This is a genomic window from Planosporangium thailandense, assembly GCF_011947195.1.
Lineage (GTDB): Bacteria > Actinomycetota > Actinomycetes > Mycobacteriales > Micromonosporaceae > Planosporangium > Planosporangium thailandense.
In genome coordinates this window covers 1-12,834 of the sequence record NZ_JAATVY010000022.1, presented here as the reverse complement: position 1 = coordinate 12,834, position 12,834 = coordinate 1, and the positions used below count along the sequence as shown (strand labels likewise).

Genomic DNA, 12,834 nt, shown 5'->3' with positions numbered 1-12,834 from the left:
GGTGTCGCCGGCGGTGACATGCATGAAGTACAGATCGGGACCACACCGGCCGCCCCGAACGGTGCCGGCGGAAGTGTGGCGTGCGAGAGATGTTGCCGTGACCGCCCAACTCGTTCAAGCCCGCGCTACTCGCCGGTAACAACGACATAGATCAATCAATACAGCGAGTAATTAAAATGGCGATGTGGGCACAATCACAGATAGAAATCGGGCGGACAAATGCGGCCATATTGCAGCTGTGAGCGTTACCACACGTAGTTGAGAAATAATCTGGTTACGGTTCGGTAACAGAGCATGTCAGGCCTGGTCACGCCCATTCCGTTCGCGATGACCGTCACTATTCGCTAATCGTGCAAGCACAGTGAGCGACCTTTGGCACCCCCTTGCTCGACCCTTCATCTCGTACATCGAATGACCGAGCCGACACGCAACGCCCCTGGGGACAGGGGTGAAGCGGGACACAGCGGGAGTGACGGAGCGCTAATCTCAGACAGCGGCATGCGCCAATGTCAGAACGGTTCGACTAACCGTCTCCGAGTACCGGCTGTCCGAATCATTCGTCCGGAAATGCCCTACTCCTGGCACCCGACTCACGGGCCCGACCGGGGGCACCGATCGGCGTGCTACGGGCGGTGCCGACGCTCCGCGCAGGCCGGGCGGTTCAGGCGCAGGCCGGGCGGTTCGGGCGCAGGCCGGGCGGTTCAGGCACAGGCCGGGCGGTCCGGGCACAGCCGCCCCTACCGGCAGCCGCCCGCGTCCGGTGGTCCGGTCACTGCTGCGGGTGCAGCTCCCGGTGGCGGGCGCTGATCTCCCGGATCAGCTCCTCCTTGTGGAGCTCGTCGGCGCCCTGGATGCCTTCCCGGCGGGCCGCGTCGCGCAGCTCCGCCATCTGCATGCCGCGCAGCGCGGTCTCGCTCAGATCCGGAGTATTCGGAGTCTGGTTGCCGGGCTGGTACTTCCCCTCGACCTGACCACCGCCGGCCTGCCCACCGGCCGCCCGAGGCTGGTCCTGGCCGCCGGCGTCACCCTGGCGGCCGGCGCCGCCCTGCCCGCCGGCCGCCCGAGGCTGGTCCTGGCCGCCGGCGTCACCCTGGCGGCCGGCGCCGCCCTGCCCGCCGGCGCCGCCCTGCCCGCCGGCCCCACCCTGGCTGCCACCGATGCCAGCCGACTGCTCGCGGCGCTCGCGGTGCCGGGCGCTGATCGCCCTGATCAGGTCGTCTCGGCGCATGTCATCGACGCCCTCGAGCTGTTCCTGGTGTGCCAGGTCGATCAACTGTTGCATCTGCATGCCGCGCAGTGCGGTCTCGCTCAGATCCGGAGTATTCGGAGTCTGGTTACCTGGTTGGAACTTGCCTTCAGTCATACCGGTCCGCTACCCCGATCCCCCTGGCATACCCTCCAGCCCGGAAACCGACCGCTACGCACGCATGACCGTGGCGATGGGGATGCGTGCCGCGCGCAGGGCCGGGATGAAGCCGCCGAGAAGCCCGGCCACCAGCCCCGCGACGACCCCGGCCACCCCTGCCTGCCACGGGAAGACGATGCCCTGCAGGAGCGGTACCCGGTCACCCAGCACCGCGCCGACGGCGCGCAACGCGACGGCGCTGACCCCGATCGCGGCCGCCGCGGTGAGCAGTCCGGTCAGCAGGGTCTCGCTCAGCACGATGCCGGCCAGTAGCGACCGCGGCGTGCCCACGGCCCGGCGGAGCGCGAACTCCTCGATCCGTTCACCCACCGTGGCGAGCCCGACGTTGAGGATGCCCGCGACGCCGATCAGCAGCACCAGGCCGGCCATGCCCAGGAAGATCCAGCGCATGATCGCCAGTTCGGTCCGGGCGTGCCCACGCGCGTCGAGCGTCTCCACGTGGATCGCATCCGGGGCCATCCCGGCACCCACCAGCCGCGCCCGCAGCGTCCGCTCGACGGCGGTGGCGTCCGGCGACGACAGCACCAGCATCGAGGCGCCGCGGTCGCCGGCGAGGGCCGTTTCCGGCAGCCAGTTGAGCAGTTCGTCGGCGCGCACGTACGCGGCCGGCTGGTACCCGCCGTCGTCGACCACACCGATGATCCGGGGCGTCGCGTCCGCTGTCGCCCCGTCGATACGCATCTGCGCCGGTACGTGGTAGCGCGCGAAGCCCTTCGCGGCCTCCCGGTTGAGCACGATCCGGGGCGACAGCGACGGCGCCGACGAGAAGTCCAGCCACTGCCCGGCGTACGGACGGAACGGGCGGAAAGTTCGGATGTCGCCGGTCAACGCGGTCAGCTGGAGCGCGATCGCCTTACCGGGCGGCGCCTCGGCCGCGTCGCCGACCTGATGGCAGCCCCGGGGATCGCAGACGACCTCGGGGCCGGACCCGGCCGGGTCGTCGATCCGTCCGGCGCCGGGGTTGACCGGCCGTACCCGGGGCTCGCCGATGATCGCCATGGACTGGATGGCCGCGACCGCGTCCGACCTGCCGCGCAGCGTGTCGAGGGTGACCGGTAGGGCGCCGCCCTCGGTCGGTAGGAAGAGCTGGCGCGTACCGTCCTTGCCCTGGGTCAACTCGGCCTCGCTCAGCAGGGCGTGCTCGGCGATCGAGGCGCCGGCCTGCACCACCACGACGGCCAGCACGCCCAGGAACAGGCTGACCATCGACAGCAGCGTGCGCAGCTTGCGGGCCCGGATGCCCTGCCCACCGATGATCAGGGAGGAGCGCAGCCGCCCGGACAGCCGCATCATGCGCCGACCCTTTCGATTACCGGTTCGGTCACCGGGTTCAGGACCCCGCCGTCCAGTTGAAGGACGCGCCCCATCCGGGCGGCGTGGTCGCGGTCGTGGGTGACCAGGATCAGTCCGCAGCCCCGCTCGGTCGCAGCGTGCAGCGCGCCGATCACGAGCTTTCCGGTCTCGGTGTCCAGGGCCCCGGTGGGCTCGTCGGCCAGCAGGATTCCGGGCTCACGGACCAGCGCCCGGGCGATGGCGACGCGCTGCTGCTCGCCACCGGACATCCGGGGCGGCCGTTGCTTGGCGAGGTGGGCGATGCCGACCTGGTCCAGGGCCGCCATCACCTTGGCGCGGCGCTTGCGGCGCGGCAGCCAGCCCTGGCCGTTGACGAGCGCCATGGCGACGTTCTGCGCCGCGGTCAGGTGCTTGAGGAGGAAGAACCGCTGGAAGACGAAGCCGAACTGGGCGCTGCGCAGCGCGGCGGCCTTGCGTTCCGGCAGCCGGGTGATGTCGCGGCCACCCAGCATGTACCGGCCGCCGTCCGGCCGGTCGAACAGGCCGATCAGGCTGAGCAGGGTGCTCTTGCCGGAGCCCGACCGGCCGAGGATGGCCACGCTCTCACCACCGTGGACCGTCAGGTCCACACCGGACAGGATGGGGCGCGGCTCCCCCTGGCCCTTGAGCGTCTTGGTGATGCCGGTGAGCTCGATCAGGGGACTGGTCATCGGGGCCCCTCCGACGAGCCGTTGCCGTCCGGCTTGGCCGGCGCCAGGTCCGGGCCGGGTACGGCCACCGTCTCGTCACCGGTCAACCCCGACTTGATCTCCACCACCTTGCCGTCGGTCAGCCCGAGCACCACGTCCCTGGTCTCCCGGGTCTTGTCCGGTCGTACGACGTCGACCTTTCCCTTGCCCTGGCCGCCGGCGACCGCCTCGACGGGAAGCACGAGCGCGTTGGTGGCCTTCGCGGTCACGACCTCGACGGTCGCGGCAGCCCCATTGATCAGCTTCACGTCGGCCGGCGCGGCGCACACCACGCGCATGCCGGTCGGCTCCGACGCCGCGTCGGTGCCGCCGCCACCGGCCTGCTGTCCGGGATCGGCCGGCGGTCCGGGGTCGGCCGGCGGTGGCGCCTGCTTGCCCGACTGCCGGTCGGCGGCCCCGCTGGGCTGGGCGGCCGGCGGGGCCGGGACCGTCCCGGCCGGTAGCGCGGCGATGGTGCCGAGCACCGTGCAGGTGAAGGGGCCGGGGCCGTTCTTTATCTGAGCGGAGACCGTGGCGAGCCCGTCTGAAATCTTGTACGCCTGCGCGGCGTCGATGTCGGCGACGATGCCGTACCCGGCGAGCTTCGCCGAGACGATGGGCATGCCGGCGGCGACGGTCACCCGGTCGTCGACCAGTCGGCCGGCGAACGTCGCGCCCGCGGGTACGTCCACGTTGGTGGGTTTGCCGCCGGCCCAGACGTTCGCCACCCTGGTGGGCTTGGTCGGGGTCGCCTGCGCGGGCTTGACGTCGAAGTAGCGCACCTGCCCGGCGACGGGAGCCGCCAGGCCGAACACCGGGTTCATGGTGACCTTGCCCGTCAGGCTCACCCGGTTTGCCAGGTCCTGCCGGCTGGGCTTGGTGGTCGTCATGGTCGTGCCACGGGCGGCGAGGCCGGGGGTGGTCGGCGCCGGGCCGGACGAACCGCACCCGGCGGCCGCAGCCGCCACGACCACCAACACGCCCGCCCCGACAAGTCGTTTCCTTCGCACCCGTAACCCCCGCTGGATCGGTTCCGGCTTCACGGATCTCACTGGACGCATGGCGCGCGGGCGGCTCGCGCGGATGGCTCGATCCCGCACGTACGGCCCGCTCCACGCCTCGGGCCCGCAAGCTACGACCCCGCGTCAAGCCGCGCGGCAGTCGACGGCGCCGGGCGGCACACGGAAGCATATCGATTGATATCTACGCGACGACTCGGCCGCCCCACGGTGTGACTTTCCTACATCTTTCAGGTCGTGACTGTTACTCATCAACCCCTTGCGCAATTCAGCCGTCGCATCCAGTCTCATCGACACACTTCTATTGCTGGAGGACCGATGAGCAGCCCCACGCCCGCCACACCCGCCTCCACCCGCCGGAGAGGACGACGACTCCTGGCCGGCCTGTCGGCCGTCGCGACCATGACGGCCCTCACCTTCCTCACCACGACCGCGGCCAGCGCCGCGCCCGCCGGAGTGCCCGGCATGGACGTCTCCGGCTACCAGACCAACGTGAACTGGTCGGCCGCCTGGAACAACGGCGCCAGGTTCGCCTACGTGAAAGCGACCGAGGGCAGCGGGTACACGAACCCGTACTTCGCCCAGCAGTACAACGGCTCGTACAACGTGGGCATGATCCGCGGGGCCTACCACTTCGCGCTGCCCGACCGGTCCAGCGGCGCCACCCAGGCCGACTACTTCGTCAACCACGGCGGCGGCTGGTCCAAGGACGGCAGGACGCTGCCCGGGGCGCTCGACATCGAGTACAACCCGTACGGCGCCACCTGCTACGGCAAGTCCGCCAGCGGGATGGTCGGCTGGATCCGGGACTTCATCAACACCTACCACGCGCGCACCGGCCGGTGGGCCACCATCTACACGACCACGGACTGGTGGAGCACCTGCACCGGCAACTACTCCGGCTTCGCCGCCAACGACCCGCTCTGGATAGCCCGGTACGCGAGCAGCGTCGGCGCGCTGCCGGCCGGCTGGGGCACGTACTCGATGTGGCAGTACGCCGACTCCGGCGCCGTCCCCGGCGACCAGGACGTGTGGAACGGCAGCTGGGACCGGCTCAAGGTGCTCGCCTGCGACGGTCCCTGCTGATCGGACCCAACGGACCTTGGGCGCTTGTGAGACCTACGGGTAGCACAAGCGCCCAAGATCGATAGGCTTTCCATCATGGAGCAACGCATCCTCGGCCGCACCGGGACTCCGGTCGGTGCGGTGGGTCTGGGCACGTGGCAGCTCGGCGCGGACTGGGGCGACGTCGACACCGACGACGCGCTGGACACGCTGCGGGCGGCGGTCGCCGCCGGGGTCACCTTCTTCGACACCGCCGACGTGTATGGCGACGGGCGCAGCGAACGGCTCATCGGCCGCTTTCTGCGCTCGCCCGAGGGATCCGGCATCACCGTCGCGACCAAGATGGGCCGGCGCGTCGAGCAGGATCCGGCGTTCTACACCCTCGACAACTTCCGGGCCTGGACCGACCGCTCCCGTGCGAACCTGGGCGTCGACACGCTCGACCTGGTGCAGCTGCACTGCCCACCCACGCCGGTGTTCTCGTCCAACGCCGTCTTCGACGCCCTCGACACCCTGGTGCAGGAGAAGCGCATCAAGGCGTACGGCGTGAGCGTCGAGACCTGCGCGCAGGCGCTGACCGCGATCGCGCGACCCGGCGTGGCGAGCGTACAGATCATCTTCAACGTGCTGCGGCTCAAACCACTGGAAGAGGTGTTCCCGGCCGCGCGGGCCGCCGGGGTGGGCATCCTCGCCCGGGTACCGCTGGCCAGCGGCCTGCTGTCCGGGAAGTACGACGAGCGCACCCGTTTTCCGGACAACGACCACCGCACCTTCAACCGGCACGGTGAGGCGTTCGACGTCGGCGAGACGTTCTCCGGCGTGGACTTCGCGACCGGCCTCGAGGTCGTCCGCCGGCTCGCCCCGCTGGTTCCGCCTGGCGCCACGACCGCACAGTTCGCGCTGCGCTGGATCATCGATCACCCGGCGGTGTCCGCGGTGATCCCGGGCGCCCGCAACCCGCAACAGGCGCGCGCGAACGCGGCCGCGGCCGTCCTGCCACCGCTGCCGCAGGCCACCCACGACGAGGTGGCGGCGATCTACCGGGAACTCGTCGCGCCGCAGGTGCACCACCGCTGGTGACGGTTTACCGTCAGCCGGCGGACGGGTACCGGTGGGCATATGGCGGAACTGGAATGGCTCGGCATCATCCGGCACGGTGAGAGCACCGGCAATCTCGCCGCGGCACAGGCCGAGGCCGGCGGGCTGGAGCTGATCGACATCCCGGAACGGGACGCCGACGTGCCGCTGTCGGAGACCGGGCACCAGCAGGCCGCCGCCGTCCGGCACTGGCTCGCCGACCTGCCCGACAAGCAGCAGCCCGAGATCGCCGTGGTCTCCCCGTACCTGCGGACCGTGCAGACCGCCGAGCTCGCCCTCGCCGGGCTGGCCGTCCCGTTGGTACGCGACGAGCGGTTACGCGACCGGGAGCTGGGCATCCTCGACCTGCTCACCACCCACGGGGTGCAGACCCGGCTGCCCGCCGAGGCGGAGCGCCGGCGGCGGCTCGGCAAGTTCTACTACCGGCCCCCCGGCGGTGAGTCGTGGGCGGACGTGGCGCTGCGGCTGCGCAGCCTGCTCGGCGACCTGCGCCGCGACCACGCCGACGGCCGGGTGCTGCTCGTCGGGCACGAGGCGGTGGTCTACCTGCTCCGGTACCTCATCGAAGACCTCACCGAGGCCGACCTGACCCGGCTCGCACACGACGGCACGATCGCCAACTGCTCCATCAGCAGCTGGGGGCGCGGCGACGACGGGCGCCTCCGCCTGGTCGACTTCAACCGCATCGACCACCTGCACCGCGAAGGCGCGACACCGACGCGAGAGGAGGAGGTCCGTGCCGAGCCGGTCTGAGGCGACGGTCATCACCCCGCGGCTGCTGCGGGAGTGGCCGCTGCCCGCACCCGACGGCGACAAGGGCAGCCGGGGAACCGTGCTCGTCGTCGGCGGTTCCCGGTTCACGCCCGGCGCGGTGCTGCTCGCGGGCGTCGCCGCGCTGCGCGCCGGGGCGGGCGTACTCCAGCTCGCCGTGGCCGAGTCGACCGCCACGGCGCTGAGCATCCAGGTACCCGAAGCGCTGGTGATCGGGTTGCCGGAGACGGCCGAGGGTTCGGTCGCCGGACGCCCACCGCGGCGGCTGGTCGACCTGGCCGCACAGGCGCGGGCCATCGCCGTCGGCCCCGGCCTGGACAACATCGAGGAGACCGGCCTCCTGCTGCGCCACATCCTCGACGCGGCCGGTCCGGGCACCGCGCTGGTGCTCGACGCGTACGCGTTGGGCGCGCTCAGCCACGAACCCGACCTGCTGGCCGGGCGCGACCGTCCGGTCGTCCTGACCCCCAACCTCACCGAGGCGAAGTACCTGCTCGGCCGCGAGCCCGACGACGACCTCGGCCGCGCCGCCGCCGCACTGGCCGAGCGCTACGGCGCCGTCGTCTCGTTGTTCGGCCACATCGCCGCTCCTGACGGCCGGATCTGGCGCGAGGAGAGCGGCGACGCCGGCCTGGGCACGTCGGGCAGCGGCGACGTCCGCGCCGGAATCGTCGCCGGGCTGCTGTCGCGCGGCGCGGATCCGGCACAGGCCGCCTGCTGGGGCGCGTACGCCCACGCCGGCAGCGGGCAGCGGCTGGCGGCCCGGTTCGGCCGGATCGGATTCCTCGCGCGCGAACTCCTCGACGAGGTACCGCACACGATCGCCGAGCTGTAGGAGGGAGAACGCGCCGGCCGGGCCACGGTTACGTGACCCGGCCGGCGCTTTCAGCGTTGCCGTATCAGGCGACGAGCGTCGTTGCCCTGCTTCAGGCGACGAACTTCGTGGTGTCGCGGCGGCGGCGCAGCACGAACAGCGCGCCGATCGCGACCAGCACGACACCGACGCCGGCGACGGCGGCGACGTTGGCGCCGGTCACGGGCAGCGAGGAGCCGCTACCGCCACCCGCACCGGGCGCCTTCGACGGGGGCGCGGGCACGCTCGCGGTGGGCGTCGGACTGCTCTCGGTCTTCGGGGCGCAGACGCGTGCGAGCGTGAAGTCCTCGGGCGCGCCCTCGACCTGCGGCGAGTACAGCAGGGCGCCGCTCGCCAACTGCCAGCCTGCGGGGGTCTGCAGCCAACCCTCGCCGGTCGAGGTCAGGCCGCCGGCGACGCCCTTGGGCGCGGGGACCTCCTTGACGCCGTCGGACGAGTCGTCGGCGGCGGCCGCGGCCGCGAGCGACTTCACGGCGCTGCTGCCGAGCGTGCCGTCCTTGAGCCCCTGCGCCGCCGACTGGTCGAGTTCGAGGCCGGTGACGCCGTCGGCGCTGATTCCGAGCGTGACGACCTGCTTGTTGTCCATATCGAGCAGACCGACGATGTACCCGTAGTCGGTCGCGCCCTTCACCGGCTGGTTGAACACCCAGCCGTCGGTGCCGGTCTTGGCGCCGCCGGGGATGCCGTCACAGCCTTTGGGGCTGAAGTCGCCGGCCTTCAGCGGAACGTGCGGGAGCGTCAGCTTCGCGAAGCCGAAGTCGGGAGACGGGGTTTCCGCCGCTGCGGCCGGGGCGGCGGCGACGGCTGCGCCCACAAACATCGCGCCAGCGGCGATGGCGGTGCGCACGAGCCCACGATGGATCATTCGATGTCCTTGTCCGGGGGGAATTGGGCGTCGTCGAACTTCCCAAACAGAGGCCGTGGTACGCAACGTGAACAATTACGGACAATACGCCATCTATTGCTCATACGGTCCCGACTGTCACCGATTTAATGATCACGCCCTCGTCCGAACGTACGATCTCGCAACCACCCTGCGTAGCGCCATGATCGCGGCGCCGTCACCGACCGCGCCGCGGGCCACTGGTTCAGGCGACAGCCGGCGCCGGTACGGGATCCGCGCCCCGCGCGCCGCCCGGCCGGCAGCGCAACAGCCGGCGCGCCGCCAGGCCGAGACCACGGCGTACCCCGTGGGTCTGCAGCGCACCCACCGCGTACTCCGAACAGCTCGGGGTGAACCGGCAGCACGGCCGGCGACGTGCGCTGATCTCCCGCTGGTAGACCCGGATGGCGCCGACCAGCCCGGCGGCCAGCCGCGACGGCCGCCCGCCGGCACTCACGTTCGCGCGGCGACCCGCGGTCAGCATGGCGGCGGTGGTCGCTCCGACGAACTGCGGCACCAGGAGCAGCCCCGCGATCAGACAGTTGCCGTCGAGCGCCTCGGCGACGCAGCAGCCGGTCTCGAGCAGGCACGCGTCCCGCAGGCACGAATTGCCGGCCGAGTACCGGGGGCGTCCCCAGCCCCGGTACGCGTAGGGGTCACCGTATCGAGGGTCGTAGTAGCCACGGGGCCGACGCATGCGCATAGCCGACTAGTACCCCGGGCGCGCAAGTGGCACACCGGCGCTCAGGTCAGCCGCGGCCGGGCGGCCCGGCGTACCTTCGGACGCCCACGCAGCGAGGTCTCGATCTCCTCCAGGCTGCGCCCCTTCGTCTCCGACAGATGCCGGTACAGGTAGGCGAAGCCGAGGACGCCGAAGAACGCGTACATCCAGAACAGGCCGGTGGCGGTCAGCGCGTTGATGGTCGTCAGCACCGTCAGCGAGATCACGAAGTCCAGTCCCCAGTGCGTCACCGTCCCGAACCCGGCCGCCTTGCCCCGCACCGCGGTCGGGAAGATCTCACTGTTGATCAACCAGATCCCCAGGCCCAGGCTGGCGGCGAAGGCCGCGATGTAGACACAGAGGGCAGCGACCGTCAACCAGCGGAGCGGACCCGCCTGCGCCGGCAGCAGATAGAGCGCGCCGAGGAAGATCAGATCCACGACGACGACGGCGATACCGCCGAGCAGCAGCGGGCGCCGGCCCAGCCGGTCGACCACCGACAGGGCCACGATCGTCACGATCATGTTGACCAGCCCGATGCCGACGGTCGACAGGATCGCCGCGTTCGCCCCGAAGCCGGTACGGGTGAGCAGCGTCGGCGTGTAGTAGATGATCGCGTTGACGCCCACCAACTGGTTGGTGGCGGCCACCACCACCCCGAGCAGCACCGCCGGACGTAGCTGCGGCGTGAGCAGGTCGTGGAACGTCAACCGGCGCTCCACCTCGGCCAGCGCCCTGATCTCGGCGATCTCCGCCTCCGCCTCCTCGACCGACCGCGTGCGCAGCATGATCTCGCAGGCCTCGGCGTCGCGTCCGCGCGCCAGGAGCCAGCGCGGGCTCTCCGCCAGGCCGAGCAGGCCGGCGAACATCACGGCGGCCGGCACCACGGCCAGACCGAGCATCCACCGCCAGCCGTGGCTGGCCGCGAAGGCGTAGCCGACGAGGTACGACACGAAGATCCCGACAGTGATCATCAGTTGCTGGAGCGAGACGAGCCGGCCCCTGATGGCGCGCGGCGCCATCTCGGCGATGTAGGTCGGTACGACGAGCGACGCCGTCCCGATGGCGACCCCGAGGAAGAACCGGGCCACGACCAGAACGGCCGCGTTCGGCGCGAACCCGGACGCCAGCGCACCCGCGCCGAACACCGCGGCGGCGGCCATGAGCATGCGGCGGCGGCCGATCCGGTCCACCAGCGGGCCGGCGGCGAGCACGCCGACGATCGCGCCCAGCAGCAGCGACGCGACCACGACCTGCTTGTCGGTGTCGGAGAGGTGGAAGGCGGGCGACAGGTACAGCAGCGCGGCCGAGATGACGCCCGTGTCGTACCCGAACAGGAAGCCACCGATCGCGGCGACCAGCGACGGCCCGAGGATCGGCCACACCGGCCTCGGGCCCGCTACCGACGCTCCGGTGGCTCCACCGGCGGCCTGGTCCGCCATGGCTCACCCCCGAGTGAAGGCCCCTGTCGGGTCGGCGGCTGTGCATATCCAGGATCGCAGGCATCGGCGCCGGCAGCCACCCGTCCGGCGACCCGCGCGTACGCGGAGCAGGATCGAACGCATGGAGGTGCTCGCCAGCCGTATCCTGCTGCGCCCGTCGGATCTCCGGCGTACCCAGAGCTTCTACCGGGACACCCTCGGCCTGGCGATCTACCGTGAGTTCGGCCCGCCGGACAGCCCCGGCGTGGTCTTCTTTCTCGGCCAGGGGCTGCTTGAAGTGTCCGGCCGCTCCGGCGGCGAGCCCGGCTCCGTGGTCGAGTTGGCGTTCCAGGTACGCGACGTGGGCGCCGAGCACGAACGCCTGCTCGCCGCCGGCGTACCGGTGATCCGGCCGCCGCGGCTCGAGCCGTGGGGGCTCGTCGAGATGTGGATCTCCGACCCGGACGGGGTACGGATCGTCCTCATCGAGGTGCCCGCCGACCACCCGCTGCGGCGCGACCAGCGCCACCTGCCCGCCGGCGACTGACCCCACCGATTTGCCACGGGTTTCCCACGGTGGCCTTCGGGTAGGCCGACCGCCCACGGGTGGAGGTCGATGAACTCACCGGAACGGTCCGCCGGGCGGCGCCTGGGCTACCAGGTGTACCGCGCCGCCGCGCTGCTCCACCGGCCCACGGAGGCCGCCGACCGGGTACGTGGCCGGCTCGAACGATCGCTGGACACCGTCCTGTCCGTGCGCGTCGCGCCCTGCCGGGAGCGCGACGACCGGCTGCACGAGCTGCTGGACCTACCTGCCGACGCTGCCGAGTGCGCCGGCTTCGACGACGTCTGGGGGTCGATCACCGCACGGCTGCCCGGCTCCTGCGGGCACGACGCGGGCGCCGCGTTGGCACGCACCGTCTGGACGGTGGCCCGGCATCTCCGCCCCGAGCGGGTGGTGGAGACCGGCGTCGCGCGTGGGGTCACGACCTCCGTGCTGCTCGAGGCGATGGAGCGCAACGGGCGGGGCGCGCTGTGGAGCATCGATCTGCCCGACCTCAGCCTGGCCTGGCGCGGGGAGGCGTCGGCGGCGGTACGGCCCGAGCTGCGCCGGCGATGGACGTATGTCCGTGGCTCGAGCCGGAGGTTTCTGCCAACCGTCCTCGCCCGGCTGGGCTCGATCCAGCTTTTCGTCCACGACGGGCTGCACACCCACGGGAACATGCTGTTCGAGTTCGGCACGGTCTGGCGGTACCTCAGCGCCGGTGGTGTGCTGCTGGCCGACGACGTCGACGGCAACGGGGCGTTCACCCACTTCGGGAGCTGGGCCGCCGCACCGCTGCTCATCTGCCCCGAGGACGGCAAGACCGGCGCGTACGGCCTGATCCGCAAGCCGCCGGGCGGGCCCGTCGCCGGCCGGGTGTGACGTTCCCGGCGGTCCTGACGCCTTGTGGTACATGGCTGTTCTGCAGGGCGAGACCGGATCAGCTCGGTGACCGACAGCAAGCCACCGTCGGCCGAGCCGGCCGATCTGG

Annotated in this window: 13 protein-coding genes; 6 read left to right on the top strand and 7 right to left on the bottom strand. The window is 71.5% G+C overall.

Annotated features, from left to right (window positions below; genetic code table 11):
- Positions 1 to 769 precede the first annotated feature (769 nt).
- From HC031_RS24230 to HC031_RS24215, 4 genes are read right to left on the bottom strand one after another with little or no spacing between them, the layout of a single operon-like run.
- On the bottom strand, positions 770 to 1,363 hold the full coding sequence (locus tag HC031_RS24230) for a hypothetical protein (protein WP_167927717.1): 594 nt from the start codon (positions 1,361 to 1,363) through the stop codon (positions 770 to 772).
- 54 nt (positions 1,364 to 1,417) lie between these two features.
- On the bottom strand, positions 1,418 to 2,719 hold the full coding sequence (locus HC031_RS24225) for an ABC transporter permease (protein WP_167927716.1): 1,302 nt from the start codon (positions 2,717 to 2,719) through the stop codon (positions 1,418 to 1,420).
- Positions 2,716 to 3,429 (bottom strand): ABC transporter ATP-binding protein, encoded by a 714-nt coding sequence (locus HC031_RS24220; RefSeq protein ID WP_167927715.1) that lies wholly within the window; start codon positions 3,427 to 3,429, stop codon positions 2,716 to 2,718. Before HC031_RS24220 ends, HC031_RS24225 begins: the two co-directional genes overlap by 4 nt.
- The gene (locus HC031_RS24215; RefSeq protein ID WP_338090810.1) at positions 3,426 to 4,427 is read right to left on the bottom strand and encodes an efflux RND transporter periplasmic adaptor subunit; all 1,002 of its coding nucleotides are present in this window, start codon (positions 4,425 to 4,427) and stop codon (positions 3,426 to 3,428) included. The genes HC031_RS24220 and HC031_RS24215 overlap by 4 nt, the downstream gene beginning before the upstream one ends.
- Before the next feature lie 357 nt (positions 4,428 to 4,784).
- Between HC031_RS24215 and HC031_RS24210 the strand changes: the two genes are divergently transcribed.
- The 4 genes from HC031_RS24210 to HC031_RS24195 all read left to right on the top strand — a co-directional run bounded on the left by HC031_RS24210 (position 4,785) and on the right by HC031_RS24195 (position 8,235).
- On the top strand, positions 4,785 to 5,552 hold the full coding sequence (locus HC031_RS24210) for a lysozyme (RefSeq protein WP_167927713.1): 768 nt from the start codon (positions 4,785 to 4,787) through the stop codon (positions 5,550 to 5,552).
- A 75-nt stretch (positions 5,553 to 5,627) separates the two neighbouring features.
- The gene (locus HC031_RS24205) at positions 5,628 to 6,611 is read left to right on the top strand and encodes an aldo/keto reductase (protein ID WP_167927712.1); all 984 of its coding nucleotides are present in this window, start codon (positions 5,628 to 5,630) and stop codon (positions 6,609 to 6,611) included.
- Between the two features lie 39 nt (positions 6,612 to 6,650).
- On the top strand, positions 6,651 to 7,382 hold the full coding sequence (locus HC031_RS24200; RefSeq protein ID WP_167927711.1) for a histidine phosphatase family protein: 732 nt from the start codon (positions 6,651 to 6,653) through the stop codon (positions 7,380 to 7,382).
- Positions 7,366 to 8,235 (top strand): NAD(P)H-hydrate dehydratase, encoded by an 870-nt coding sequence (locus HC031_RS24195; protein ID WP_167927710.1) that lies wholly within the window; start codon positions 7,366 to 7,368, stop codon positions 8,233 to 8,235. Before HC031_RS24200 ends, HC031_RS24195 begins: the two co-directional genes overlap by 17 nt.
- A gap of 91 nt (positions 8,236 to 8,326) precedes the next feature.
- On the opposite strand, the gene HC031_RS24190 is transcribed toward HC031_RS24195, so the two are convergent.
- From HC031_RS24190 to HC031_RS24180, 3 genes are all read right to left on the bottom strand, one after another.
- Positions 8,327 to 9,139, bottom strand: coding sequence for an LPXTG cell wall anchor domain-containing protein (locus tag HC031_RS24190; protein WP_167927709.1), 813 nt, complete (start codon positions 9,137 to 9,139; stop codon positions 8,327 to 8,329).
- 223 nt (positions 9,140 to 9,362) lie between these two features.
- Positions 9,363 to 9,854: a membrane protein insertion efficiency factor YidD gene (yidD, locus tag HC031_RS34875; RefSeq protein WP_167927708.1), complete on the bottom strand. Its 492-nt coding sequence runs from the start codon at positions 9,852 to 9,854 to the stop codon at positions 9,363 to 9,365.
- A 47-nt stretch (positions 9,855 to 9,901) separates the two neighbouring features.
- Positions 9,902 to 11,320: a sugar porter family MFS transporter gene (locus tag HC031_RS24180; protein ID WP_167927707.1), complete on the bottom strand. Its 1,419-nt coding sequence runs from the start codon at positions 11,318 to 11,320 to the stop codon at positions 9,902 to 9,904.
- Between the two features lie 121 nt (positions 11,321 to 11,441).
- On the opposite strand from HC031_RS24180, the gene HC031_RS24175 reads away from it, so the two are divergent.
- Together HC031_RS24175 and HC031_RS24170 are read left to right on the top strand one after the other, a co-directional pair.
- Positions 11,442 to 11,846 (top strand): VOC family protein, encoded by a 405-nt coding sequence (locus HC031_RS24175; protein WP_167927706.1) that lies wholly within the window; start codon positions 11,442 to 11,444, stop codon positions 11,844 to 11,846.
- Between the two features lie 69 nt (positions 11,847 to 11,915).
- The gene (locus tag HC031_RS24170) at positions 11,916 to 12,725 is read left to right on the top strand and encodes a class I SAM-dependent methyltransferase (RefSeq protein ID WP_167927705.1); all 810 of its coding nucleotides are present in this window, start codon (positions 11,916 to 11,918) and stop codon (positions 12,723 to 12,725) included.
- Positions 12,726 to 12,834 lie beyond the last annotated feature (109 nt).

What these genes read in the sequence shown, in the direction of transcription:
- HC031_RS24230 (WP_167927717.1), bottom strand. Translation starts at nt 1,363, where the DNA reads ATGACTGAAGGCAAGTTCCAACCAGGTAACCAGACTCCGAATACTCCG.
- HC031_RS24225 (WP_167927716.1), bottom strand. Translation starts at nt 2,719, where the DNA reads ATGATGCGGCTGTCCGGGCGGCTGCGCTCCTCCCTGATCATCGGTGGG.
- HC031_RS24220 (WP_167927715.1), bottom strand. Translation starts at nt 3,429, where the DNA reads ATGACCAGTCCCCTGATCGAGCTCACCGGCATCACCAAGACGCTCAAG.
- HC031_RS24210 (WP_167927713.1), top strand. Translation starts at nt 4,785, where the DNA reads ATGAGCAGCCCCACGCCCGCCACACCCGCCTCCACCCGCCGGAGAGGA.
- HC031_RS24205 (WP_167927712.1), top strand. Translation starts at nt 5,628, where the DNA reads ATGGAGCAACGCATCCTCGGCCGCACCGGGACTCCGGTCGGTGCGGTG.
- HC031_RS24200 (WP_167927711.1), top strand. Translation starts at nt 6,651, where the DNA reads ATGGCGGAACTGGAATGGCTCGGCATCATCCGGCACGGTGAGAGCACC.
- HC031_RS24190 (WP_167927709.1), bottom strand. Translation starts at nt 9,139, where the DNA reads ATGATCCATCGTGGGCTCGTGCGCACCGCCATCGCCGCTGGCGCGATG.
- yidD (WP_167927708.1), bottom strand. Translation starts at nt 9,854, where the DNA reads ATGCGTCGGCCCCGTGGCTACTACGACCCTCGATACGGTGACCCCTAC.
- HC031_RS24180 (WP_167927707.1), bottom strand. Translation starts at nt 11,320, where the DNA reads ATGGCGGACCAGGCCGCCGGTGGAGCCACCGGAGCGTCGGTAGCGGGC.
- HC031_RS24175 (WP_167927706.1), top strand. Translation starts at nt 11,442, where the DNA reads ATGGAGGTGCTCGCCAGCCGTATCCTGCTGCGCCCGTCGGATCTCCGG.
- HC031_RS24170 (WP_167927705.1), top strand. Translation starts at nt 11,916, where the DNA reads ATGAACTCACCGGAACGGTCCGCCGGGCGGCGCCTGGGCTACCAGGTG.